The organism is Rothia sp. HMSC062F03 (assembly GCF_001836905.1).
In the GTDB taxonomy this organism is placed as follows: domain Bacteria; phylum Actinomycetota; class Actinomycetes; order Actinomycetales; family Micrococcaceae; genus Rothia; species Rothia mucilaginosa_A.
The window spans coordinates 188,951-213,487 of sequence record NZ_KV830882.1; the positions used below are offsets into that span (position 1 = coordinate 188,951).

Genomic DNA, 24,537 nt, shown 5'->3' on the forward strand with positions numbered 1-24,537 from the left:
TCCTACAGCCACTTCTCGAGGCGGTCCAGGGCGGTGAAGAAGCCTTCACCGTTGTTGATGTGACCCTGCCAAATCTCAGGGATGAAGGATGCCTTCGGGGCCAGCTCACGCAGCTGCTTGCCCAGTGCGGCCCAGTCCACGTCGCCTTCGCCAACCTGAACGCCCTCACCGTCAACACCAACGCCGTCCACCAGGTGCAGGTGAATCGACAGCGGTGCCAGCTGCTCAACAGCCTCCGACAGCGGAATGTTCAGGAAGTTAGAAGCCAGCATGGTGTGGGAGATATCCAGGCAGAGCGCGGTGTCGTAGGCACGCGAGAACTCCGCGGTGTCCTTCGGATCCAGGAACAGGTTGTGGTACTGCTGACCACCCATCAGCCAGGGGTACGGGGGCAGGGTCTGAGCGGCCAGGCGCACGCCGGATGCGTCCAGGTGCTTCAGGGCCTCACCAATACGCTCGTACTTTTCGGCACGCTCGGAGACGGGGATGTGCTTGTCCTTGGTGAAGCCACCCATGGTCACAACCATGATCGGGTCCTCGTCCACGGTGAAGTAGCGGGTCAGGTCACGGGTGATGTCGATGGTGCGCTGCACCTCGGCGATGGAGCGTTCCCACACCTCGGGGTCCTTCGAGGCGAGGTCCACGAGGAAGTCGCCAGCGAAGAGGTCGGGCAGGTGGGTGGTGAAGCCCATGTCCAGCTTGGAGTCGAAGACATCGTCGATGTTGATGTCCAGGTCCTTGTAGGAGAAGTGGAACTCCAGGAAGTCCGGCTTAGCCTCTTCAATCAGCGGCTTGTAGTCGTGGTAGCGGACGGGCAGACCCCAGGGGCGATCGAACTTGAAGTCGCGGCGGGTGACCAGGTCATCCTTCAGGTCGCCCTCGAAGAAGAACGAGCCTTCTTCAACGTCGCGCTGCATGGTACGGCCGACCAGCTGCGGCAGGTGGTTCGGCTGCAGGCCGCGGCCGGGGGACTTCACGGCCACGTCAGCCTCGGTCACGACCTCGCCCTTAGCAATGTGGCGGGTAGCGACCAGGGACTTGGCCAGGTTCACGCGGTTCATCAGCTCACCGGTGGACACCTCGCGGGGAGCGGCAGAACCGATAGCTGCCTCAACCTCGCGAATCTGCTGGACCATGGCCTTGAATTCCTCGGGCAGCAGAGAGACGGTGTGGTCGTTACCCTCGAGGGTCTTGTCGGTGGTGAAGTGCTTCTCGATGATCTTTGCACCGCGAGCAACGGCGGCAATCGGCACGTGGTAGCCACGCTCGTGGCCCGAGTAACCGACCAGGCACTGGCCAATCTCGGCCAGGCGGTCCATGTAGGCCAGGTTCACGTCCTTGAAGGGTGCGGGGTAGGCCGACTGGCACTGCAGCAGGGCGTAGGATGCGCCGGCGTTACGCAGCAGGGCCACGGACTCGCGAATCTCTTCCTCGCGGCTCATACCGGTGGAAACCAGCATGGGCAGACCGCGGGATGCGACGTCGCGCAGCAGCTCGTGGTTGGTCAGGTCGGCAGAAGCAATCTTCATGCCCTGAATACCGTAGTCGACCAGTGCCTGCACCGAGGGGGCATCCCAGGGGGTGCACATGATATCCATGTTGTGCTGCTTGACGTGGTCGAAGACCTCGTACATCTGGTCCACGCTCAGGGAGAAGCGGGAGAGCAGGTCCAGGGTGTACTGCACGCCCAGGTCCTCGCCCGCGGTGGCGGCACCGCGCTGACGGTAGAGGGCGTCCATGTCACGCAGCTGGAACTTCACGGCGTCGGCACCGGACTCAACGGCCAGGTCCACCAGTTCCTTAGCGAAATCAACGCTACCCTGGTGGTTGTTGCCGATCTCGGCGATGATGAAGGCCGGGGAGTCCTCGCTGATGGTGTGCTTACCGATGCGCAGGACGTCCTGCTCGTCCATGGCGAGCGCCACGAGGTGGCCGCGCTCGTCGGTCAGCGGAACATGGTTGATGCCCTTGGCAAAGTATGCGCGCAGGGTCTCGGGGTCGGCATCTGCCGGAGCGGTCTGCGGGTTGGTGTTAGCGGCATCCAGGGCGCTGGTCTCCAGGGACGCGGTCGGGTTGGCAATCAGCCAGCGGCGGAAATCGCCATCGGAGAGAGAACCGCGCAGAATACCGGACTCGTTGACCAGGAAGATGATGCGCTGGCCGTTGGCAGAAATCTTCTGCAGTGCGGTAAGAATCGGGTCTTCAGCGAAGACCACATACGGGGCGATATTACGTTCAATAATCATAGGTTTGAACCTTTTCGTGAGTGTTCTATTGAATGACTGAGTGCCGGTCAATCCGGGACGGCGACGAGAATGTCGCCGGGACGAGGGTTACTTGCTCTCGTTCAGAATCTGAGTGAGCTGATGTTCCGCCACGGAGAAGTCAATCGGCGCGTCGATGTCGACGCCCTCAACCTCGTTGAGCATGAACAAGTCAATGGTACCGCCAGGGTAGCCAGCCAGGCGGTTGTGGTGCTCCGTGTACACGGGGGTCTTCGTGATGTACATGGAGCCGTTCTCGCGGTAGCGGAAGGTTTCCTTGGTCAGCTCCTGGCGGCGCGGACGGTGCATAATCTCGAACGCCGCGGTGGGTTCCCCATCGGCGTGCCAGGTCCAAATGAACGGGCCAATCGGGACCACGCCGACCATGGAGTCCTTGTCGTTCTCGACGAACTGGCGGACCGCGCGTGCCAGGGTTCCGGGCAGACGCACGGGGCTGGTTGCCTGCAGCAGCATGACGGATTCGGGTGCCCAGCCGTTCTCGGTGTAGAACTCGATGGCGTGCTCGACGACCGGCTCGGTTGCGGTGGTGTCCTCCGCCAGGTGGGCCGGGCGAATGAACGGCACCTCGGCACCGTACTCACGGGCGATATCGGCCAGCTCGGCATCATCGGTGGAGACGACAACGCGCAGCTCGTGCTCACCGGCAAGCTCTTCCTTCGCGGCCAGGGCCTGCTCGATGGTCCACGCGACCAGCGGCTTACCCGCGATGGGGCGCAGGTTCTTACGCGGAATGCCCTTCGAGCCACCGCGTACGGGAATGACGCAGAGAATACGCATTATGCCTCCAAAGTTTCGATGATGAGTTCAGCGATGCGGCGTGCCGGTTCCTTCTCGGGCTGAACCGGGGCGGGGGTGGGTTCGCTCCCCCACCGGTTCATGCCGTAGCGGTCCCAGAATTCCACAAGCCATGCGGGCGGTGCCGGGTGGTACACCCTGGCCGGGATGCCGCGGATAGCCGCCTCCAGCACACCGGTGGAGAAAATCGACACGACGGGGTTCGGTACCTCGTTCAGAGGGGTTCCGGAACGATCGATGCGGATGCCTTCCTTCTCCCACAGCTTGTGGGTCAGCACCGACAGCTTGTCCTTCTCGCTCGGGTGCGGGCGGTAGATACCGCCGTACTTCTTCAGGAAGGAGTGTGCGGCGAAAGCAAAGGATGCTCGCGGCAGCTCGGCGCCGTGCATCTGGCCCAGGAAGATGGGTTCCAGATCGTTCTGCTTCTGCGCCTCGGCACCGGCGGCTTTCTGAGCGGCCAAGTAGAGCAGCTGGGAACCCACCGCGTGGGTGGTCACGTCGCGGCGACCCGACGCCCAGAACTCTGCGTCGGCTTCGCTGAACGCCAACAGAGTTGCGCCAACCGGCAGGGGCGGTGCCTGCGGCACGAGCAGACCGTGCTGTACGACCCAGTACTCAGCACCAATCGCGCGAGAGTACTCGTAGGCGGCCGCGCCGCGGGCCAGGTAGTGGCCGAGGGAAAGGACCACGCGCACACCGGGCAGGAGCCCCTGCAACTGGTCGCCCGTCACTTCCTGTTCGGTCCAGGCATCACGGCCGTAACGCTCGGTGGCGTACTGGCCGTTGAGGTACTCCGAGGCATCCTCGGGGACCCACAGGGCCACGCCCACGTTCTCGAGGTACTTGAGCGGCTCCAGCAGGGAGTTACGGCTCGTCGGAGAGAAAGAATCGAGCACGATGAGCACGCGGGGTACGGCGCCGCGGGTGTAGAGAACACCGCCAACAGGGGCTTCCTGTTCCGCCGCGTCCCCGCGCAGACGTCCGATAAGGCTGCGGGCCTCGCCCTTAGCCCAACGCAGGGTGTTCTGGCGCTTCTGCCAGGCGGCCCATGCATCAATGTCGAGGGGGTAGGTTAGGCCCATAGCTGCTCCAAAATCTTGACGCGCTGGTCGAAGGTGTGCTCGGCCAGGGTTCGCTTCTGACCGGCTTCACGAATCTTTCGCGCCCACTTCGGGTCACGGAAAATGCGGGTACAAATCTCGATGAGCTCATCGATGCTCTCGTACACCAGGACTTCTTCACCCGGAATGTAGTAGCGGTCCACGTCGGGGCGGTCAATCACCTGCAGGGCGCCCACGCCGGGGGCCTCGAAGGTGCGCATGGTGAAGCCGTCCTGGTTGTTGTGGATGTTCAGGGTGGCCGGGGAGGACGCCATGATGCCGTACGCCTCAGAGCGGTCAATATCGCGGCCTGCGGGCACTCCGGAATCCTTGAACTGCTTAGTGCGCAGAATATCGTAGGGGTGGCGCGACCAGGCACGACCGTAGGCACGCACCGGCAAACCGGCGGCGACCAGCGCCTGCAGGGTCTCCTCGCGGTTGGGGTACTTGGCGCCCACGAAGTTGATGGAGTCCTCGCGCACGGGAACAACCGGGCAGTGGGTGTCGTAGGCGTTAGGCATGTCGAGCACCTCGAAGCCCTGCTCACGCAGGTGCTGCGCGTCCAGCGGGCTGTAGCTTGCCAGCGAGCCCAGGTGGTGTAGGTCCTCTTCGGTGTAGCTCATGCGGCGCATCTCGTCGTAGAGCCAGGTGCCGTAGCGAACGCCGGAGGTTTCCAGCAGGTCCCACCATTCGCGGGAGAGCATATCGCCCTTAATGACCAGCACAATATCGGGGTGGAACTCGTTGAAAGCATCGATAGCCTTTCGAGTTGCCTGAGCCGCGAAGCTTTCGGGGCGGTACTTCTCGGGTAATTCGTGGGCGAGCTTGTTGAGGATGCGCTCGGACAGAGTACCGGGGGCATCGTAGATGTGGGTGTGCACATCGTATCCGTGCACTTCCAGGGACGCTTGAATCGCCTTCCAGTACCCGTGGAATGCGGGTGAGAGTAGTAGAAGTTTGGGCTGAGTCATATGAGGATTGGATCCTGTCGGCGTTTGCTATAAGAACCCGCAGGGCAAAACCGTGCGGTGCTATGTGTTGGAGTGAAGCAGAGAGGCACGTTTCAAGCAGAGCTTGCGCTCAAACATACCTACTAAAATTTTACAACGAAAGCAGAAGATGACACATGCTTACGCAGTGTGTCACCTCCAACGTTTAGTTATGGGGCGCTCCGCACCGGGTGCGGACACTAGAGCTAGTTTTCGCGGCGCTCGGCCTTGGCAATGCGCTCCAGGTCGGCGGCGAGGAACCCACGAGCGTCTACATCCTTATTGCGCAGCGCACGCACAGAGTTCACGAGGAAGTTCGCGTAGCTGGTCGCACGCAGGGCTACGGCCAGCTTCTTTTCCCAGCCCCACTTGTCGGCGTAGATGAAGCGTGCGGTGGTCAGCCACTGTACACGGCGCTCGGAGGGCGAAGATCCGCCTCCCTCGTGGGTGACAGTCACCGAAGGAATCAGGTAGCGGTCCACCCCAGCGTTCGAGAGGCGGTACTGGAAATCCACCTCTTCGCTGTTCATGTAGAAACGCTCATCCATGCCACCGATGCGGTTGAAGGTCGCGCGAGGAACGACCATGCACGCACCCATAACCCAGTCGACCTTCGCGTCCGAGGTGCCGGTGCATGCCTCAACGTCGTGGCCAACGCCGCGGTGCCACCAGTTAGTCGGCTTGAAACGAGCCAGCGGAGTGAACCATTCCCACGCCACATGCGCTGCGGTGGGGAACTTACGTGCCACCCACTGCTGCTGGCCGTCGTGGCCGATGACCTGCGGGCTGGCCAGAACCTGGCCGTGTGCCTCGGTCGCGGCGAGCATGCGGGAGATGAAGGTGTCATCCAGCTCCAGGTCGCTGTTGAGGATGAACACCCATTCGCCGGTCGCAGCAGCGACGCCAGAGTTCACGGCCTTACCGAAGCCGCCGTTGACGGCACGGCGCACGACGGTCACGCCCTCAACCTCGGGGAAGGGAACGGGCGAGACGTCGTCCGAAACGACGATCTCGATATCGGAGGGGTCAATCCCCTTCTGCGCGCGGAGGGTATCAATGATGGCGAGAACCGGTTCCGGCTCGCCGTAAAACGGGATAACCGCAGATACGCGGAGATGGAAGGTCATGTATTACAATCTTTCTTGAGTGAGAGGGATGATAGAAACCACCGTAAATGTGGGCGCTATCGTCTCTAGGATTATACAACTTCACTACTTTTTCAGCTGCACTTTTCAATTACCTATGTAGTCGATAAATACTCACCCACTGTCAACTCGCTGTCTTACACATCCGAAAGGGGACTTTCTCGTGGATTCTGATACCCAAGCCATCAATGATTCAGAAAGGGTCGCCGTATACACTGTTCAGCAGCCCGCTTTCAAACGTGCGGTCAATACGGCTTACAACTCTATTCGCCATAAGTATCTGGCGAAATATATTAACCTTCTACGCCGCGGCGAAAAATTTATTCTCCTTTCCTACCCTATCTCCCGGGGAGGTAATTGGCTGTATCTATGGGCCCGCGCGGCTACTCTGCGCCATCACGGTACTGACAAAGCATCTTTGCTTTATAGTCCCGGAATGGAGGCATGGACCGAGGAGTTCCCGAAGCTTGCCTCCATTACGGCTCCTGCGTCAGAGTATACGTTCTTTACCCGCCGTAGCGGCTACTTCCCGACAGATATTGAGAAGGATATCAGCGAAGAAGATTTGCACTTTTTTATTCGCGAGTACCTTCTTTCTTCAGAGGCCTTTAGCGAGCGCCTTGCAAGAATGCAGAACGTAGTGGATGAAAATTCTCTCGTCATCAACATTCGCCGTGGCGATTACTATTCTGTGCCTCAAATTAATGAGGTTTTCGGAATTGATACGGTGACCTATGTAGAGGAAGCGCTGAAGAAGCTTCAGGATACCGTGACTCCTTCAAAGATTATTTTTGTATCAGATGATCTTCAGTGGTGCGAGGAAAATCTCTCACATCTAAACTCGGTTGCGCCTTGCATTTTCAAAAAGCAGGGTTCCGGTATGTTCGACGATCTAGCCCTTGTGGCCAGCGCCCCTTACCTGATTCTGACCAACACGACTTTCGGTTATTGGGGCGCCTATATCGGTGAGTTACTGGCCCAAAAGCTCGTCCTTTCCCCTGATATTCATCAAGTTGTTTCTGAAGATACTCGTATCTATCAGAGCCGCCCAAAGATGCACCGTACTCATTGGGTTACTGTGCATCACCCCGAAGGTAAAAACTGGATTACGGGTGAAATGCTGTGATTGACACTCTTAAATCCCTCAAGCACCAGCTTTTCCTGCTGAAAATTAATCATGATAAAAAACGCGAAGCCATTGCGCTCCGTGAGAGTGCTGAGTTTAAAGAACGTTACGCCTCGCTCGACAAAACATTTACCCACACGGTTCTCCCCTCCGGCCCCTTTATCTGGGGTATAACCATGGTAAAGAACGAATCAGATATCATCGAGCAGACAATCCGACATCTACTCGATCAAGGTGTGGACCATATCTTAGCAGCCGATAATGGCTCTTCAGACGGGACCTATGAGATACTGCTCGAACTCAGCAGGACTCTGCCTGTGCACGTTATTCAGGACCGTGAACTAGCCTACTACCAATCAGAGAAAATGACCTGGCTTGCTGACCGGGTGATGGAAGCGGGCGCTGAATGGGTTATCCCTTTCGACGCTGATGAGTTTTGGTATGGTGTTTCTGCTCCGCTATCGGAAGTCCTACGCTCGCAAAAAGGCCATACTATCGAGCTGACGAAACTGTATAACGTTTTTCCTAGTATTGAAGGACCTGCTCTTAGGATTGATCCAACTCCCTACTGGGACCTGAAAGTGTGTTTCTCACGCTGGGAAAATGCAGTTATCAAAATGGGCAACCATGAGGTCGTTGCACCGGGTAAGCAGAAGCTTCATGAAGTTGCTATCATCCACTACCCCTGGCGTTCAAAGGAACAATTTACACGCAAGCTACGTCAAGGAGCTAAGGCGTTGGAAGCCACCGACCTGCCTGACAATATGGGGTACCACTGGAGACGTAATGGCGACATAACCATTGAAGGTGCTACCCCTCTTTGGGAAGCACTTTTGCGCGGCGAGGTTGACCATGACACCATCACTTGGCGTCCAACCGGCCCTCTTACGCCTATTGGCTCTTTACCTCAAGAGTTTAAAGAAATCGTTCATTTGCTCAATGAGAAGACGAGCACAGGTATTTAACGCGGATCTTTCCGGACAGTAAAAATACAATATAAAACCAAAAGAAGGGACTCTCGTTCATGACGAGAGCCCCTTCTTTTTTAGATATGCAAGCTATGAGACTAATCCGGCAACTGGCCCAGCTTCACCAGGTTAGCGAACTCTGCGTTTGCTCGCTGTACCTCAGCAAAGGTACCTTGATTAGCAATTTGGCCGTTGGAGAGATAAACCAGCTGGTCAACGTTGCGAACCGTCGATAGACGGTGAGCCACGATAATGACCGTAATGTCCTTAGAAATACGTTCGATGGTCTTTGTAATCTTGTGCTCGGTCTCATTATCCAGAGCGCTAGTAGCTTCATCAAGGATCAGGACACTCGGGTTCCGGTAGAGGGCACGGGCTATGCCCATACGCTGCTTCTGGCCGCCCGAAAGACGGGTCGCGTTGTACCCAAGTTTAGTGTCTAAGCCATTTTCCAAAGATTCTACTACCTCAGTCAGCGCAGCAACCTCAAGACAGTACTTAACACGCTCCAGATCGATCTCATGAGGCTCAAGGCCAAAAGCAACTGCTTCAGTTACAGTACAGTCTGCAATAAAAACATCCTGAGGCACATAACCAATGCGCTGATGCCAAGAACGCAAATCCTTCTGGATCGGCTCACCGTTCTTGAGTACTTGCCCATGGGTCGGATCAATAAGACCCAAGATAAGGTCAATTAGAGTCGTCTTACCTGAGCCGGAGCCGCCCACGAAAGCGATTGAAGAGCCCATCGGGATATCCAGCGTAATATCATTAAGAACCGGCTTATCACCATCCGGGTATTGGAAGCTCAAATTGTCAACCTGAATGTTAATCGGTTCAATGGTCTTATTGATGTACTCATAGCCTTCCGGCACGACAGGCTTAGAAGCCAGGATAAACATTCGGGCTTCAGGTGAGAGCTGCTTAATCTCCTTCACGAGTTCATCGCTGGCATGCTCACCAGCACGGATGCCACCAAGGGATGCCACCATACGAGTATAGTTCGGTAGGATTCGGATACAAGCACCCGCGAAAAGGATCAGATATCCAGTACTATCTGCACCCTGAGTTGCGCTCATAAAGGCTAGAAGACCCGCAATACCCAAGATAAAAATAATCTCAAGGGTGTACTTAGGAAATTCCGAAAGGAAAGCACTACGCATAGACGCAGCTACCGAATCCAGACGCTTTTCCTGGTAACGATACATGTAACGGTCGGTCGCATCGTACAGACGAATCTCACGGAAGCTGTCTACCGACTCAATCATCGCAGACCATGCCCCCCTAGTCGCATTCAGGACAATAACACCCTGTTCACGGTTCTTACGCTTAAGAACGCTCTGCAGAGCGAAGGATGTCAGTCCGAAATAAACCATTGCGAGCAACGCTGGAACAGGCATAACAACCAGCAACATGACCATAAGCATTAGAATCGACAGTAATTCACCGATAAATCCTAAGACACCGCCGACATAGGCGCTGTATGCTTGGGAAGTAACATCATTCACCGCGTTATAAATTGGGGCTGCTCCACGCTTACGGTGATCAAGATAAGGCTCACGAGTATACCGGTTCAAGAGGGCTACCGACACCGCGCTCTGCTGGGTTGCAAGAAAGCTAAGGCTCCAGCGACGGACGACCAGCGAAAAAACGCCTTTAAGTACAAACGCAGCAACAAGAGTCAAGCCGAAGATAATAATCAAGGTCGGAGTATCTGGATTGCCAAAGAAATTAGAAACTTTCAAGATGAAACCCTCACGTGGAGCTCCCGTAGCAAGGTTCACCAGAGGAAGCACCAGCGCAACACCAAGCATCTCGAACAGCGATACAAGGAAAAGGCCAATGATATTGACGATGAGGAGCCTAAATTTCTTACCCGGGAAGAAAAGTCGGATCTTAGAGTACATAGTCTTCACGATAAAACCTGCACCTTCTGCAGACAATAATCCGCAATAGAACAAATAACTTGAGTGCGAGAAGAAGCCTTACAGTATCTGCAATAAATTCAGAGTTTTAATCCAAATTTTACTATTAGATACAAAGCCATGCCTTCAACAATAAACAAGTTTGAAATAGATATTCCAAAATTCAACATTCTGCACCATAAACATCGCTTCTGGTGCCATGAGCCTGTTTAACTTCTACTACCCACCATAGAGGGATACGATTTCCGAGCCTCCCTTGATACCGTCGCATAGAGAAGAGAAATGTAACAAGCTGTAAAGAACCCCGTTAAATCTCAGCATCTTTTACCAAAAGACGAATCTAGCGTTTGCGGATAGAACTGAGGTTTCGTTGCGAGAAGGTTCATGATACCTTTCTTGACCCGTCACAAAATATAGACAAGACCATGAGTGTGAGGAGTGATGAGTAGAGTCTAGGCATAATTCTAGCATGCAGGCTTTCTTTAGCTTTGGAGAGCTTTCTGTACTTTAGGCCATTTTTATGTTGGAAGTTTCTACGAGGGCTGCGGCTCTTCTACTGACCTGTAGGGTTATTCGCCACACACAGGAAAAGGAACCGCTGAAGGTGCAAGCAACTCGGTATGATAGATACTATTCGTTCAACTTCACCCGACACTTCCGGCTTCCCTGTTCACCGTTGGGTACGTCAAGAGAAAAGGCTTTTGATGGGCATCTTCAACATCAAGTCCTTGAAGGACAAGTACACCCGGGGCTCCGCAGAGGAGATCACCGACTCCTCCAAGGCCCCCGAAATCACCGCGACCACTGCGCCGGCATCCGCCTCCTCCATTGCGGAAGGGGTCCGCTCGCTGATCCAGAACAACCCCGACCTGGCAGGCAAGAACCGCCGCGGGGCCGCCCAGCGCTCCATGGTCCCTTCGGGTTCGCTCCGCGAAGTCATGGGCGAGTATGAGGCTCACTCCCCCGCCGAGGTCGCCGCCCAGACGCCCCTTCCCAAAGCATCCGAGCCTTCCCGCGCCGAAGAAATCTCTGAGGACGGCACCGTCACCATTGATGCGCAGCCGCTGAACCTCACCGAAACCTCGGGTACCGCCGCCGATATCCTCCCCCTGGACGAACCGTCTGCAGAGGGCTCCTCCTCACGCTCCGTTCACGTCGAGGAACACCACGCACCCACCGTCGCCTCGGGTGTTCTGGCCGACACCGCAGAAGAACCCGCTCCGACAGCCCCCGCGGCACGTGAGGAGACCGCAAGCGCCCCGCAGGGGGAACGCGAACGCACCCCGCTGTTCAAGCTCTCCCCCGGCACCTTCACCCGTAGCGGCGCCCACGACACCGACGGCCCCTTCCAGGCGCTCTTCGTGTGCACCGGCAACATTGCCCGCAGCGCCTCCGGCGAGGTTATTTCCAAGCACCTGGCCGCAGAGTACGGGCTGGAGGACAAGTGGACCTTCGCCAGCGCCGGTACCGGCGCGCTGGTCGGTCAGGGCGTGTACGAGCTCATCGCCAACGAGCTCATCGAGCGTGGCTACAACCCCGAGGGTTTCGCCTCCCGTCAGCTGACCGAGGAGATCATTAAGAACGCGACCATCATCCTGGTCGCGGAGAAGGTGCACGCCGACTGGATCGTGCGCGAGTGGCCCCAGTACCACTCCAAGATCGTGCTGCTCAAGCAGGCTGCTCGCCTTCGTGAGGAAGCGCGCCGCGCCGAGCCGCTCTCCTACCTCTACTCCTACGGTGGCACTCCCCTCGCGAGGGATAAGCTCGAGGACCCCTACCGTCGAGGCCCGGCCGCCGCGAAGAAGGCCGTAGACGAGGTTGAAGAGTCGCTACGCGTGATTCTGCCGTGGCTGGCGCGAGCCCACCGCTAAATCTCCGCAATACAGAATCTGCAGGGGCCTGCCCCCCCTCAGAAACGTAGAAAATCCCCCGCTACCACAACCGTGGTAGCGGGGGATTTTCTACAGCCTATTCAAGCCCTAGTGATCGAAAATCTCGGTCACGGAGCCCTCGTCAAAGACCTCGCGAATAGCGCGAGCGATGAGGGGCGCGATGGAGAGAACGGTCAGGTTCTCGAAGCGCTTTTCCTCTGGGACGGGCAGGGTGTTGGTCACCACGACCTCGACCGCGCCGCACTCGGACAGACGCTCAACGGCGGGATCGGAGAGAACCGGGTGGGTTGCCGCGATGATAACTTCCTTCGCGCCCTTATCCATGAGGACCTTCACGGCGCCGGCGATGGTTCCGCCGGTGTCAATCATGTCGTCAATCAGCACGCAGGTGCGGCCCTCAACGTTACCCACAACAGTCTTGGAGACCGCGTGGTTCGGAACGTTGATGTCTCGGGTCTTATGCACGAAGGCCAGGGGTGCGCCGTTCAGCAGGGTGGCCCAGTGCTCGGCCACGCGCACACGACCGGTGTCCGGGGACACCACGGTCACGTTCGACAGGTCCTCAACGCGCTCGCGGATGTGCTTAGCCAGCACCGGAATTGCGAAGAGGTGGTCCAGCGGGCCGTCGAAGAAGCCCTGAATCTGCGAGGTGTGCAGATCGACGCACATCAGGCGATCCGCGCCGGCGGTCTTGTACAGGTCAGAAATCAGGCGAGCCGAGATCGGTTCGCGGCCCTTGTGCTTCTTGTCCTGACGAGCGTAGGGGTAGAACGGGGACACCACGGTAATGGAGCGAGCGGAGGCACGCTTGAGCGCATCAATCATGATGAGCTGCTCCATGAGCCACTCGTTAATCGGTGCCGGGTGCGACTGAATCACGAATGCGTCCGCACCGCGCACAGACTCCTCAAAACGGACGTAGGTCTCGCCGTTGGCGAAGGTGTATGCGGAGGTGGGCAACAGGTCGTGGTCAAGGGCCTGCGCAATCTCCTCGGCGAGCTTGGGGTGTGCTCGACCGGAGACCACTACAAGCTTGCGCTCACCGGGGTTGGTAATCTCGCTACTCATGGTGTTGTTCTTTCCTCGGATTAGGATTCTGCCGGTTCCTGTGCGCCCGCGGCCTTTGCAGCCTCAGCGGGTTCGGTACCGGCACGGTTCTTCAGAACCCAGCCCTCGATGGTGCGCTGGGAAGTCTCAGAGTAGGCGAGGGCGCCCGCAGGAACATCCTTGCGGATCAGCGCGCCCGCGCCGGAGTAGGCACCGTCACCCACGGTGACCGGTGCAACGTAGATGCCCGCGGATCCCATGCGGGCATGTGCGCCAATAACGGAACGGTTCTTCACCAGACCGTTGTAGTTGGCGAAAATGGAACCCGCACCAATGTTGGCGCCCTCACCGATGGTGGCGTCGCCAACGTAGGACAGGTGCGGAACCTTCGCGCCGTCACCAATCTGCGAGTTCTTGGCCTCGCAGAAGGTGCCGAGCTTCGACCCCTTACCCAGGGTCGTACCGGGGCGCAGGTAGGCGAAGGGACCGACGGTTGCGCCCTCGCCAATCACGGCGCCAAAGCCGTGGGCGCGGATGACGGTAGCGTCTGCCTCAACGGTCATATCGGTCAGGGTGGTGTCGGGGCCAATGGTTGCGCCGGTGGCAACGGTGGTGGAGCCGTGCAGCTGCACGCCGGGCAGGAGGGTCACGTCATTCTCGATGCGCACGGTCACGTCAATCCAGGTGTTCTGCGGGTCGACAATGGTCACGCCGTTACGCATGTGAACCTCGAGGATGCGGTTGTTGAGCATGCGGCCCAGCTGAGCCAGCTGCACACGGTCGTTAGCGCCCTCAACCTCCCAACGGTCCTCAATGGCCAGGGCGGAGGTACGGTGACCCTTCGAACGGGCGATGGACAGCACGTCGGTAATGTACTTCTCACCCTGAGCGTTATCGGTGGTCACCTCAAGCAGGGCTTCGCGCAGCACGTCAGCGTCAAAGGCGTAGATACCGGAGTTAATCTCGGTAATCTCGAGCTCTTCGGGGGAGGCGTCCTTCGCCTCGACGATGGCGGTCACCTCGCCAGCCTGGTTACGCACGATACGGCCGTAGGAGCCGGGCTCGTCCACGTGGGTGGTCAGCACGGTGACGGAGTTCTTGTCCTGCTCGTGGAAAGCGATAAGCTCGCGCAGAGTCTCAGGACGCAGCAGGGGCACATCGCCATAGGTCACCAGCACGGTACCCGAGACGGGGGCCTGCGCATCCAGGGCGTTCAGGCCGACCTCAACGGCGCGGCCGGTGCCGGGGATTTCGTCCTGGTCAACGATGGTCACGTCGGGGTCGAAAGCAAGCACGTGCTCGGCGACCTTGTCGCGCTGGTGACGCACCACTACAGCGAGGCGTTCGGGGTTCAGGTCACGGGCCGCGGCAACGGCGTGCTCCACCATGGAGCGGCCACCAATACCGTGCATGACCTTGGGGGTTGCGGACTTCATGCGCGTGCCAGCGCCGGCGGCGAGAACAATCACCGCGGAGGGTGCCAGTTCAGTGTTCACTGAGAAGACTCCTTATACGAGGTTGTAAGAGTGAGGAGTGAGCGCGGAACCGCCGACTCTCATTCAACGATTCCGTTGAGTGCTTACGCTCCGCCACTAGGACTCGAACCTAGACAAACGGCTCCAAAGGCCGCTGTGCTGCCATTACACCATGGCGGATTATTCCCGTGCCGGTGCGGGTACCGCCTCTGGTGGCAGTCGCCATTCGCTACCCTAATTTTGGGCAGAGAACAGCGCCGTGCAGGAAATGCTTCCCTCAGTTTATCAAATATCCGCCGTGGGCTCGCCCCACGCACGGCGCAAACGCGGGCTTTCGACGGGTACTTCAGCTATCTTTTCCAACCTTTAACCGTTCCCCCATCGATTACCTCACCGGCACCTGAAAATACCCTCACCCTGTACCCTAGAAGGCGTGGCACATTTACTAGGCGGCGAATCGCTGCATCTTGAGTTCCCTACCCGAACCATTTTCGAGGGCATCACGGTCGGCCTGAACGAGGGCGACCGCATCGGCATTGTCGGTCGCAACGGCGACGGCAAATCCACCCTCATGAAGATCCTTGCCGGCCGGCTCGAACCGGACTCCGGCCGCGTTACCGTGCGCGGCGGCACCCGCATCGGCTACCTGGATCAGTCCGATGTTCTCGACGACGACCACACCGTCGGCTACGCGATTGTGGGCGACACCCCCGAATACGAGTGGGCCTCGCAGGCTCGCATCCGCGACGTCATCTCGGGCCTGGTCTCCGACCTGCCCTGGGATGCGCCGGTCTCGTCCCTCTCCGGCGGCCAGCGCCGCCGCGTGGCCCTGGCCTCCCTGCTCGCGCAGGAGTGGGACGTGCTCATGCTCGACGAGCCCACCAACCACCTGGACGTCGAGGCCATCACCTGGCTCGCCGGCCACCTGAAGTCCCGCTGGTCGAAGAACGCCGGAGGCCTCATGGTCGTTACCCACGACCGCTGGTTCCTCGATGAAATCTGCACCGACACCTGGGAGGTGCACGACCGCATCGTCGAGCCCTTCGAGGGCGGCTACGCTGCGTACATCCTGCAGCGCGTTGAGCGTGACCGTCAGGCAGCCGCGGCTGAGGCTAAGCGTCAGAACCTGATGCGCAAGGAGCTCGCGTGGCTGCGCCGTGGCGCCCCCGCGCGTACCTCCAAGCCGAAGTTCCGCATCGATGCGGCCAACGCCCTGATTGCGGACGTTCCGCCCGTGCGCGACACCGTGGAGCTGAAGAAGATGGCGGTCTCCCGCCTCGGCAAGGACGTGGTGGACCTCGAGAACGTCTCGGTCACCTACGACGACCCCTCCCTACCCGGCGGCAAGCGCCCCGTTCTGAAGAAGGTCACCTGGCGTATTGCCCCCGGTGAGCGCACCGGTATCCTGGGCGTGAACGGTGCGGGCAAGTCCACCCTGCTTTCGCTGGTGACCGGCGACCTGAAACCGACCGAGGGACGCGTCAAGCACGGCAAGACCGTGAAGATTGCGACCCTCACCCAGCAGCTGAACGAGCTGAAGGAGGTCGAGAACGACCGCGTCTCCGATGTGATCGGCCGTAAGAAGCGCAGCTACATTGCCGACGGCAAGGAGCTCTCCCCCTCGCAGATGCTCGAGCGTCTAGGCTTCACCAGCGCTCAGCTCTCCACCCCCGTCAAGGACCTTTCGGGTGGTCAGAAGCGTCGCCTGCAGCTCATGCTGATTCTGCTGGACGAGCCGAACGTGCTGATTCTCGACGAGCCCTCCAACGACCTGGATACCGATATGCTCGCGGCTATGGAGGATCTGCTGGATACCTGGCCGGGCACCCTGCTGGTGGTCAGCCACGACCGCTACCTCATGGAGCGCGTGACCGATCAGCAGTACGCCGTGATTGACGGTTCGTTCCGCCACCTACCCGGCGGCGTGGACGAGTACCTGGCACTCTCGGCGGCCGGTGCTGGCGGCTCTGCGGCAGGTAGCGCGCAGGCCCGTTCCACCGCCCCGACCCAGAAGGCTTCGACGCAGGAGGCTGAGGCACCCGCCAAGCCGAAGGTTTCCGGCGCCGATCAGCGCGCGGCGCAGAAGGAATCGGGAGCGATTGAGCGTCGCCTCGCCAAGCTGGCGGCGGAACAGGAGAAGCTCTCCGAGCAGATGAGCGCGCACGACCCGAGCGATTACGCCGGCCTGGCGGCTCTCGGCGAGCAGCAGCAGACTCTTCAGGACGAGATCGACGAGCTAGAAATGCGTTGGCTCGAGCTCTCCGAATTACTGGGCTAACGCCAACTTCATGTGCCATATATAACAGTAAGTTTCTTATCTACTTCTGCGGGATATCGCCTCGTCGGGGCGATATCCCGCTACCATTAGATAGTAACCTTTAATACTTATAGGGAGCATTTTTCCCTGTACACCCTTATGAAGGTATTCATGCTCAACTCTCTCAAGCAGCTCAAGCACCAGCATTTTCTGAAGCAGAAAACCAAGCGCCGCGCGGCACGCATCGAAAAACTCCGCGCCGCTGGCGTCTCCATTGGTAATGGCACCTACGTATGTCCTACTGCCGAGATTCTTCCCGGCGCCCAAATTGGCTCCGGTTGCTGGATTAACCGCGATATCTTTATCGACCGTGCCGCACAGGTCGGCGACCGCGTCTACCTGGGGCCACGCGTCACCCTATGCACCGCAAGCCACGAAATGGGTCCCTCCCGTCAGCGTGCAGGCGAGAATATTGAGGCCCCCATCGTGATTGGTGACGGTTCCTGGCTTGGACAGAATGTATCCGTCATTGCCGGCGTGACCATTGGCTCCGGATGCATGATTGCAGCGGGTGCCGTAGTGGTCTCCGACTGCGAGCCGAACGGCCTCTACGCCGGTGTTCCCGCCCGACGAATTAAGGATCTGGGTGAATAGCATGAGCGAAAAGTACGAGTACGAGGCTTCTGTCGTCATCCCCGCGTACAACGCAGCCCGCTTCATCACAACGCAGCTGGAGGCCCTGGCTAAGCAAACCGCCACCCGCTCTTTTGAGGTGGTCGTTAGCGATAACGGCAGTACCGATAACACCATCGCTCTGGTTGAGGCCTTCGACGCCCCCTACCCTCTCCGCTGGGTGGATTCTAGCGATATCAAGGGCCCCGCAAACGCCCGTAATGTCGGCGCACGTGAGGCTCGCGGCAAGATTCTCGTCTACTGCGATGCAGATGATTTTGTGGAACCAGAATGGGTTGAGGGACACCTTCACCTGCAGGATTTGCACGGCCCCGCCATCGGTGCGGGCGCTAACCTGCACGGATCCAACCCTCCTGAGGTGCTGGAAGCCTACGGCATTCCCGCCGATGCGGATAAGGAGATTCTGGAGAACCGCGGGCTGATTGAGAGTATCGACAAACTCACACCCTTCGCGGGCTTCCTCCCCTCGCTCACTGGATGTAACTTCTCGGTACCTCGCGAGGTTTACCTGGAGCACGGCGGAATGGACTGTAGCTACATCGCGGGCTCTGAGGAGACGGACTTCTCCTGGCGTTTGACGCTTGCGGGGGTCCCCTTCTACAAGACCCAGGAATCCCTCGTCAACTACCGCCTTCGCGCAACCCTTCGGGGTTTGTTCCACCAGCAGCGACGCTATCAGATTTACCGTGTGCTCCTCTGGCAGCGTTTCAAGGATCGGGGCATGCGTGGCCCCAGCCTCAAGTTCTCGGTGCTTGCCGTTCTGAAGGCTCTCCCCATGGTCTGTTTCTCCCAGTCGCAGCGCGCTAAAGGACTCGCTCAGCTCGGCGGTAACCTTGGAGCGCTTGAGGGTATCTTCAAGTATCGTTTCCGCGGTGTCCCTAAGCGTCAGCTCATGAACAACCGCTAATCACGCATCAAAGAATGCCGGTTCTAGATTCAATCTAGAACCGGCATTTGCGCATATATTCAGTTCTCCGTTACACCGGCTACTAACGGTGAATAGACTCAAAAACTTTCTCCCAACACCGAACAATATATTCAGGAGAGAAAATAGAGGACTTCTCAACACACAAAGCAGATTTTTTAGCTCGCAATTCATCATCACCTATAGCCAGGCGTAGCTGCTTCGTCAGTGCCTCAACACTACGTTCTTCAGCAAGGTAGCCGAATTCAGGCAAATAGTCCAACAATAGATAGCTGGAGGGGTAAGAAACCAAAGGCGTACCAACGCGCATGCCCTCTTGCAAAGACATGGGGCCACCCTCAAAATCAGAGGCGCCAATGGTCAACGATGCTTCAGCATAGGCTTCAAGCACCTGCTGAGAGTTCAGGGGTCCACCCACCACGATACGCTCGGCGAGGGCAGGTTCAAGGGTCTCGAGAAGTTCATGCATCTGACGCTCAGTCTCGTCATTTCCGCTGCCATTGAGCTTCAGAGTCCATTCAGGGAACTCCGGTGCGCACGCAATGAAGCTCTCCAGAATGCGCATGAGACCCTTCTCAGCCCCATAGCGGCCAACATACTGAATAACTGGCTTCTTCTGTTGAGCTACCTCCAGGACCCTCTTCTGAACTTCAGGGTCGATGAAAGCGTTAGGGTTATAGACAGCGTCAACCGGACGCTTCAGCCACTCGGCAAAGCGCTCCGCATCTCCTTCAGAAAGCGCGATGAAGGAGTCGTAGTAGCGCCCAATATCCTTAAGGGTCTTTTCACGAGTTGTGCGGTGAAAGCTGTCGAAAGCACTATGGAATTCGTAGAGATACCCAATTCCCTGTTTCCGGTCTTTTCGTGCATATTCCACCAGATACTCAGCAATGTCGGTCATCGAGGTTAAAATAACGGTATCTTTACCCAGTGAGCGCAGGTAGCGGCTGGTGCGCACCGCGTTGTAACGGTCCCACAGTGCAGTAAACCCCTTTTTAGCCATTAGCACGACGCCCAGCGGCCCGGGATTGTTGTACACCAGTTTATTATGGGTGGTCTTCGAGACAAGCGAGCCAGAGCGGATAACAAAATCAGGAGTTACTGTGTCAGGGTTATCTCCCATATTGTCGTAGAGAGCCAGGTAGCTAACGTTATACCCTGCTTCTTCGAAAGCCCTACCCAAAATCCTGTTAACGGTCGTAATACCGCCAAGAAGGCTAAATCGGTCCTGGGCGATAACAATATTTTTAACCTTCATCGTATTCTCCCTTTCAATCAGAGAACGGTAGAAGTCAGTGAGTGATAAATCGTTATCTAGTGTGACAGATAAAAAAGCTATGCACTAGTAACTTCGGCAGCTACGGCGTGGTGGCCCTCAACACGAAGAGAGGTAGCGAGAGCCTCTGCTCGTGCTTGAGAAGAGGCCAGTAGCAGCACGGTCGGACCGGATCCAGACACCAGGGAGGCATACACGCCCTCGCTCTCGCGCAGGTTCAGGGTCGGCTCCAGCTGCGGTGCGCACGAAAGAGCGGGTGCCTGCAGGTCGTTACGCAACAGCGACGCCAAGGAGGCGAGCGCCGCCTCCGAACCGTCGTAAGAGTTCAGTGCTTCCAGAAGCTCTGCGGGTTCTAGCAGCTCACCGGAGGCGGGGTACTCACCTGCGGCGCGACCGGCATCCAGCTGCTTGAACACGCTGGGGGTTGAGAGGCCAAACTGTGCGGCAACAATCACCAGGTGCAGGGGCTCCCGAGGCGCAGCAACGTTCTGAAGCTCAGTGCCTGTCCCCTGTCCCAGGGCGAGGGTCTGCCCCAGCGCGGCACGCACGCTGAAGGGAATATCTGCGCCCAGCTGCGCGGCAAGACGTTCATATTCCGTCTGGGTCAGTAGCGCGCCGGTGCGGCCGGTTGCGTGCAGGTAGCGGTCCGTGGCGATGAGAGCCGCCGCCGCATCCGCTGAGCCGCCCGCCATGCCGCCGGCCACGGGCACAGCCTTCGCAATATGCAGGTGCAGTGCCAGGGCAGAATCAATACCGTGCTCCGCAAGGATTAGCTCCGCGGCACGATACACGAGGTTCCGCTCATCCATCGGCACATCGGCTGGGTCGAACTGCCCCGCCTGCATCTGCTGATTTACCAGGGAGCCGGGCACAATGTCCATGCTCAGGCTCAGCCCGGGTGTAGCCCCTTCAGAGACCGTGATGGTCTCCGTCAGAGAGACCGCCGCAAAAAGCGTAGTCAGCGGGTGGTAGCCGTCCGGGCGGACGTCCCCCACAGCAAGGTACAGATTGACCTTGCCGGGAGCATCAACCGAAATAGCGGTCTGGGAGGCGGTACTCATCAGCGCATACACCTTTCGCGCGGAAACTCGCGTGAGAACGTCAGTGAAAAATTTAGAGCGGGAAGAAGCTACTCCGTTACAGGCTCAGCCGGAATAGTCAGCGAAGCCTCCGCAATGCGGATAAAACCGTGAATATCCAGCTTCTCACCGCGCTCCGTCGGAGCGATACCGGCAGCCACCAGAATCTGCTCCGCACGCGCACCCGAGCCCGCCCAGGCGCTCAACGCAGCGCGCAGAGTCTTACGGCGCTGAGCGAAAGCGGCGTCCACAATCGTGAACACCAGGTCGCGGTCAACGGTCGAGAGAGGCTCCTCGCGCATACGGAAACCCACCAGGCCCGAGTTAATCTTCGGTGCAGGCCAGAACACGTTCTTGCCAATCACGCCCGCTTTATACACCTCGGTATACCAATTAGCCTTCACCGAGGGCACACCGTAGATCTTCGAGCCCGGGGTCGCCGAAAGACGGTCGGCGACCTCGTCCTGAACCATCACCAGGGCGTGACGGATGCTCGGGAACTGCGCAAACAGGTGCAGAAGCACCGGAACCGCAACGTTATACGGCAGGTTCGCCACCAGAGCATCCGGAGTGCGAGGCAGCTCGGTGACCTTCAGTGCATCCATGAGCACCACGTCAATATCGCCCGCCTTCTCGGGGCGGAACTTCTCAATCGTGTGCGGAAGCTGCTGCGCCAGCGGCGGGTCAATCTCGACCGCCACCATGTCCTTCGCAGCATCCAGGATCCCGAGGGTCAGCGAGCCCAGGCCCGGGCCGACCTCCAGCACCGTCTCCTCCGGTGAAATCTCTGCCGCGTTGACAATACGACGAATCGTATTGGGGTCAATCACAAAGTTCTGCCCAAGAGTCTTCGTCGGACGAATACCGAGCATCTCGGCAAGCTCGCGAATCTCAGCCGGGCCGAGCAGGGGCAGATCGTTCACAGCGTTCCTTCACATAGGTGGATGGTGGGGAGGTTACAGTTTAGATTACCGCGAGAAACGCTGCTTTACCTCATCAAGAGTGGCTTCCAGAGCGTTCTTAGCGTTCGTAATACGCTTCTTCGGAGCCAAAGCAATACGCACTCGATCCAGAGGACCAGTACCGTGATGGAGGCTATTCACCTTATCCAGATGACGCTTACCGGACTCCAGGATGACGCTACTGCCCTCCCAGCCGCACAGGCCCGGCTGCACAAAACGCACATCCACACCCCACTGCTGGTACAGCTTGTAATCATCAGCCACGGTACCCGGCACCTTGTCCTCAAACTGCTTGAGCAGCAGCTCAGCACCCGAACGGGAAATCAAATACAAGCCGGTGCAAATTAGGGGCCAGCCACCGTAGGGCTTACCCATACGGTACTTACCGTGCACAAAAGGAGACAGCAGGGACAGGCGGATGTATTCCACCTGCGGGTTCAGCTTGCCGGCTTCATTCGCAAAAGAATCGCTGAGGTTTACCAGGTGCACCTGCGGGTACTTCGTGATAATCGCGTTCACGACCGCCTCAGCATCCGGAGAAAGAAGGATGTCGTCTTCGGCAATCAGCGCCCAATCGGCGTCACTTGCAACAAAGTCACGCCACATCTTCACATGACTGAGCATGCAACCCTTCTCCGCGGGGCTAGGGTCACGATGCCAACGGCTACGGAAAAACTCAACGTCAAATTCTTCATCAGCGACGTGATTATCGCGGTTATCCACCGCAGAATAACGGATAAAACCCTGCGCCGGCGCACCCACAGAATAGAACGAGTCGAAACGGTTCGCGCCATCCAGGCCCAGAACATACTTCAGAATCTTTGCCATCTTTTCCCTTCAATAGCTCATCCAGAAAACCTCAGCGACACAAGATTGCGTCGGCTAATGGCGAGCTTTCAGAACAACAGACCACCCGCACAACAGAAAAGTTCATCCATCTTAAAAATCGGTGCGTTAATGGCATGAAGTCTGAAATATTAAGCGTGTGATAAATACACGCACTACTGTGCAATGTAGAAAGAATTCTATCATTCACCGGGTGCCAATCTCAGGTGTCCGCAGGTTAAAACGCGGTACGGCACGCGTCGTACCGGTGCACAGCAAAAACAATCCCCTCCCTACCGCATACACACGATAGGGAGGGGATAAACGACAGGGCAGAAGACCCACATATACATTTTTATGTGATGACAGTACCCCAATCTATCGCTGGGTTACCGTCTCTGGATTATCGTCCTAGACGCTGCTTCACATCTTCGAGAGTGGCATCCAGAATGTTCTTCGCGTTCGCAATACGCTTCTTCGGCGCCAGAGCGATGCGCAACCGGTCGAGAAAACCGGTGCCATGCTGCGTGCTCTTGAGACTCTCCAAGTGACGAACGCCAGAAGTTTGAATGAGGCTGCTGCCTTCCCAACCGCACAGGCCGGGCTGCACCAAATATACGTCCACTCCCCATTCTCGGTAGAGGGAATAATCATCAGCAACAACGCCGGGAACTGTCTCGCCAAAACATTCTACGAGTCGTTCAGCCCCAGAACGCGAAAGAAGATACAAGGCAGCACCATACAGAGGCTTTGAACCATAGGCACTACCCATACGGTACTTGCCGTACACAAAAGGAGAAAGCAACGAAAGACGGGGGTAATCAACCCGCGGGTTGAGCTTGCCAGCTTCAGAAGCGTAGATATCACCCAGGTTAACCATCTGCACGTGAGGATACTTTTCGATAATCCTCTCCACTACAGGCTGCAGGTCAGGGGAAATGAGGACATCGTCCTCTGCCAGCAAAGCCCAGTCGGCATCTGAAGCGAGGAAGTCCTTCCACATGTGGTAGTGGCTCAAAGCGCAACCCTTCTCGGCAGGCCTCGGCTCTTTACCGTAACGAGTCAAGAACAGCTTGCTATCGAATTGTGCATCAGTGACGTGATCATCACGGTTATCCACCGCAGAATAACGCTGAAAATCTTGAGCGGGTGCCCCCATCGAGAAGAAAGAATCAAACCGGTTAGCGCCATCCAGTCCCAGAACGTATTTCAGAATTTTTGCCATGAATTTCCCTTTGCTGTGGCACACCCATACAGTCCTTATCTGAAGCGACAGAAGCCATGTATGAGTGCCGAGTATTGATTTGGCCCCGACAAGCACAAAGCACGCCGAAAATATGCGCACACAATAACAAATTGCCTAGTCAGTGAGTGATGAATTATATGTATAAAAATACCCTATCACTCATGTGAAGATAGTACCCAGCAATTGGTGTACAGCCCCCTGTTATGTATCGCATGTTACATGATACCTCACGTACTAAAGCTGAAAATAACTACGAAAAAGCCCCTCCCCACCATGCATATATGGCAAAGAAAGGCTTTCTCAAAGAAGCTTACTTATTTCGCCTGCCCAGGCGCTGCTTCACCTCATCAAGAGTAGTATCCAGGGCGTTCTTAGCATTCACCAAACGCATCTTCGGAGCCGACGCAATACGCAGGCGATCCAAAGCGCTCGAACCCTTCTGATTCTCGGCCAGCATTTCCAGGTGGCTCTTACCGGACTCCAGGATGACGCTACTACCCTCCCAGCCGCACAGGCCCGGCTGCACA

Annotated in this window: 19 protein-coding genes, 1 tRNA gene and 1 pseudogene; 6 read left to right on the forward strand and 15 right to left on the reverse strand. The window is 57.6% G+C overall.

Annotated features, from left to right (window positions below; all coding sequences use genetic code 11):
• Nucleotides 1–2: 2 nt before the first annotated feature.
• From HMPREF2674_RS05075 to HMPREF2674_RS05095, 5 genes are all read right to left on the reverse strand, one after another.
• A complete protein-coding gene (locus HMPREF2674_RS05075; protein WP_049343032.1) occupies nt 3–2,246 on the reverse strand; it encodes an N-acetylneuraminate synthase family protein in 2,244 nt (747 codons plus the stop codon).
• Nucleotides 2,247–2,333: 87 nt separating this feature from the next.
• Nucleotides 2,334–3,062: an acylneuraminate cytidylyltransferase family protein gene (locus HMPREF2674_RS05080; protein ID WP_070824998.1), complete on the reverse strand. Its 729-nt coding sequence runs from the start codon at nt 3,060–3,062 to the stop codon at nt 2,334–2,336.
• Nucleotides 3,062–4,162, reverse strand: coding sequence for an RNA-binding protein (locus HMPREF2674_RS05085; RefSeq protein ID WP_070824999.1), 1,101 nt, complete (start codon nt 4,160–4,162; stop codon nt 3,062–3,064). The genes HMPREF2674_RS05080 and HMPREF2674_RS05085 overlap by 1 nt, the downstream gene beginning before the upstream one ends.
• On the reverse strand, nt 4,153–5,151 hold the full coding sequence (locus tag HMPREF2674_RS05090; protein ID WP_070825000.1) for a CgeB family protein: 999 nt from the start codon (nt 5,149–5,151) through the stop codon (nt 4,153–4,155). The genes HMPREF2674_RS05085 and HMPREF2674_RS05090 overlap by 10 nt, the downstream gene beginning before the upstream one ends.
• A gap of 224 nt (nt 5,152–5,375) precedes the next feature.
• Nucleotides 5,376–6,296: a glycosyltransferase family 2 protein gene (locus tag HMPREF2674_RS05095; RefSeq protein ID WP_070825001.1), complete on the reverse strand. Its 921-nt coding sequence runs from the start codon at nt 6,294–6,296 to the stop codon at nt 5,376–5,378.
• Between the two features lie 181 nt (nt 6,297–6,477).
• Here HMPREF2674_RS05095 and HMPREF2674_RS05100 point away from each other — a divergent pair, with 181 nt between their 5' ends.
• On the forward strand, nt 6,478–7,440 hold the full coding sequence (locus tag HMPREF2674_RS05100; RefSeq protein WP_070825002.1) for an alpha-1,2-fucosyltransferase: 963 nt from the start codon (nt 6,478–6,480) through the stop codon (nt 7,438–7,440).
• Nucleotides 7,437–8,405, forward strand: coding sequence for a glycosyltransferase family 2 protein (locus tag HMPREF2674_RS05105; protein WP_070825003.1), 969 nt, complete (start codon nt 7,437–7,439; stop codon nt 8,403–8,405). The genes HMPREF2674_RS05100 and HMPREF2674_RS05105 overlap by 4 nt, the downstream gene beginning before the upstream one ends.
• Nucleotides 8,406–8,506: 101 nt before the next feature.
• Here HMPREF2674_RS05105 and HMPREF2674_RS05110 read toward each other — a convergent pair whose 3' ends face one another.
• On the reverse strand, nt 8,507–10,315 hold the full coding sequence (locus HMPREF2674_RS05110; RefSeq protein WP_246826183.1) for an ABC transporter ATP-binding protein: 1,809 nt from the start codon (nt 10,313–10,315) through the stop codon (nt 8,507–8,509).
• A gap of 722 nt (nt 10,316–11,037) precedes the next feature.
• Here HMPREF2674_RS05110 and HMPREF2674_RS05115 point away from each other — a divergent pair.
• Nucleotides 11,038–12,204, forward strand: coding sequence for an arsenate reductase/protein-tyrosine-phosphatase family protein (locus HMPREF2674_RS05115; RefSeq protein ID WP_070825005.1), 1,167 nt, complete (start codon nt 11,038–11,040; stop codon nt 12,202–12,204).
• A gap of 108 nt (nt 12,205–12,312) precedes the next feature.
• Here the strand turns inward: HMPREF2674_RS05115 and HMPREF2674_RS05120 are convergent, their stop codons facing one another.
• The 3 genes from HMPREF2674_RS05120 to HMPREF2674_RS05130 form a co-directional block, all read right to left on the reverse strand.
• Nucleotides 12,313–13,293, reverse strand: a complete 981-nt coding sequence (locus HMPREF2674_RS05120) for a ribose-phosphate diphosphokinase (protein ID WP_012904032.1) — start codon at nt 13,291–13,293, stop codon at nt 12,313–12,315.
• A gap of 20 nt (nt 13,294–13,313) precedes the next feature.
• Complete coding sequence (gene glmU / locus HMPREF2674_RS05125; RefSeq protein ID WP_070825006.1) at nt 13,314–14,768, reverse strand: bifunctional UDP-N-acetylglucosamine diphosphorylase/glucosamine-1-phosphate N-acetyltransferase GlmU; 1,455 nt, start codon at nt 14,766–14,768, stop codon at nt 13,314–13,316.
• An 88-nt stretch (nt 14,769–14,856) separates the two neighbouring features.
• Nucleotides 14,857–14,927, reverse strand: a tRNA-Gln gene (locus HMPREF2674_RS05130).
• Nucleotides 14,928–15,180: 253 nt separating this feature from the next.
• Here HMPREF2674_RS05130 and HMPREF2674_RS05135 point away from each other — a divergent pair.
• From HMPREF2674_RS05135 to HMPREF2674_RS05145, 3 genes are all read left to right on the forward strand, one after another.
• Nucleotides 15,181–17,025, forward strand: a complete 1,845-nt coding sequence (locus HMPREF2674_RS05135; RefSeq protein WP_070825007.1) for an ABC-F family ATP-binding cassette domain-containing protein — start codon at nt 15,181–15,183, stop codon at nt 17,023–17,025.
• Nucleotides 17,026–17,175: 150 nt separating this feature from the next.
• Nucleotides 17,176–17,658 carry an acyltransferase gene (locus HMPREF2674_RS05140; RefSeq protein WP_070825008.1) on the forward strand — a complete coding sequence of 161 codons (483 nt, stop codon included), beginning with the start codon at nt 17,176–17,178 and terminating at the stop codon, nt 17,656–17,658.
• Between the two features lies 1 nt (nt 17,659).
• Nucleotides 17,660–18,604, forward strand: a complete 945-nt coding sequence (locus HMPREF2674_RS05145; protein ID WP_070825009.1) for a glycosyltransferase family 2 protein — start codon at nt 17,660–17,662, stop codon at nt 18,602–18,604.
• Nucleotides 18,605–18,686: 82 nt separating this feature from the next.
• Here HMPREF2674_RS05145 and HMPREF2674_RS05150 read toward each other — a convergent pair whose 3' ends face one another.
• From HMPREF2674_RS05150 to HMPREF2674_RS05175, 6 genes and pseudogenes are all read right to left on the reverse strand, one after another.
• Nucleotides 18,687–19,880: a glycosyltransferase gene (locus HMPREF2674_RS05150; protein ID WP_070825010.1), complete on the reverse strand. Its 1,194-nt coding sequence runs from the start codon at nt 19,878–19,880 to the stop codon at nt 18,687–18,689.
• A gap of 77 nt (nt 19,881–19,957) precedes the next feature.
• Nucleotides 19,958–20,959 (reverse strand): 4-(cytidine 5'-diphospho)-2-C-methyl-D-erythritol kinase, encoded by a 1,002-nt coding sequence (locus HMPREF2674_RS05155; protein ID WP_070825011.1) that lies wholly within the window; start codon nt 20,957–20,959, stop codon nt 19,958–19,960.
• Nucleotides 20,960–21,027: 68 nt separating this feature from the next.
• The gene (rsmA, locus tag HMPREF2674_RS05160; RefSeq protein WP_070825012.1) at nt 21,028–21,900 is read right to left on the reverse strand and encodes a 16S rRNA (adenine(1518)-N(6)/adenine(1519)-N(6))-dimethyltransferase RsmA; all 873 of its coding nucleotides are present in this window, start codon (nt 21,898–21,900) and stop codon (nt 21,028–21,030) included.
• A gap of 45 nt (nt 21,901–21,945) precedes the next feature.
• Complete coding sequence (locus tag HMPREF2674_RS05165) at nt 21,946–22,767, reverse strand: glycosyltransferase family 25 protein (protein WP_070825013.1); 822 nt, start codon at nt 22,765–22,767, stop codon at nt 21,946–21,948.
• A 400-nt stretch (nt 22,768–23,167) separates the two neighbouring features.
• Complete coding sequence (locus HMPREF2674_RS05170; protein WP_070825014.1) at nt 23,168–23,989, reverse strand: glycosyltransferase family 25 protein; 822 nt, start codon at nt 23,987–23,989, stop codon at nt 23,168–23,170.
• 331 nt (nt 23,990–24,320) lie between these two features.
• Nucleotides 24,321–24,537 (reverse strand): annotated as a pseudogene (locus HMPREF2674_RS05175) (LPS biosynthesis protein); the annotation flags it as partial.

Coding starts and splice junctions, on each gene's coding strand:
- HMPREF2674_RS05075 (WP_049343032.1), bottom strand. CDS start 2,246: ATGATTATTGAACGTAATATCGCCCCGTATGTGGTCTTCGCTGAAGAC.
- HMPREF2674_RS05080 (WP_070824998.1), bottom strand. CDS start 3,062: ATGCGTATTCTCTGCGTCATTCCCGTACGCGGTGGCTCGAAGGGCATT.
- HMPREF2674_RS05085 (WP_070824999.1), bottom strand. CDS start 4,162: ATGGGCCTAACCTACCCCCTCGACATTGATGCATGGGCCGCCTGGCAG.
- HMPREF2674_RS05090 (WP_070825000.1), bottom strand. CDS start 5,151: ATGACTCAGCCCAAACTTCTACTACTCTCACCCGCATTCCACGGGTAC.
- HMPREF2674_RS05095 (WP_070825001.1), bottom strand. CDS start 6,296: ATGACCTTCCATCTCCGCGTATCTGCGGTTATCCCGTTTTACGGCGAG.
- HMPREF2674_RS05110 (WP_246826183.1), bottom strand. CDS start 10,315: ATGTACTCTAAGATCCGACTTTTCTTCCCGGGTAAGAAATTTAGGCTC.
- HMPREF2674_RS05115 (WP_070825005.1), top strand. CDS start 11,038: ATGGGCATCTTCAACATCAAGTCCTTGAAGGACAAGTACACCCGGGGC.
- HMPREF2674_RS05120 (WP_012904032.1), bottom strand. CDS start 13,293: ATGAGTAGCGAGATTACCAACCCCGGTGAGCGCAAGCTTGTAGTGGTC.
- HMPREF2674_RS05140 (WP_070825008.1), top strand. CDS start 17,176: ATGCTCAACTCTCTCAAGCAGCTCAAGCACCAGCATTTTCTGAAGCAG.
- HMPREF2674_RS05145 (WP_070825009.1), top strand. CDS start 17,660: ATGAGCGAAAAGTACGAGTACGAGGCTTCTGTCGTCATCCCCGCGTAC.
- HMPREF2674_RS05150 (WP_070825010.1), bottom strand. CDS start 19,880: ATGAAGGTTAAAAATATTGTTATCGCCCAGGACCGATTTAGCCTTCTT.
- HMPREF2674_RS05155 (WP_070825011.1), bottom strand. CDS start 20,959: ATGAGTACCGCCTCCCAGACCGCTATTTCGGTTGATGCTCCCGGCAAG.
- HMPREF2674_RS05165 (WP_070825013.1), bottom strand. CDS start 22,767: ATGGCAAAGATTCTGAAGTATGTTCTGGGCCTGGATGGCGCGAACCGT.
- HMPREF2674_RS05170 (WP_070825014.1), bottom strand. CDS start 23,989: ATGGCAAAAATTCTGAAATACGTTCTGGGACTGGATGGCGCTAACCGG.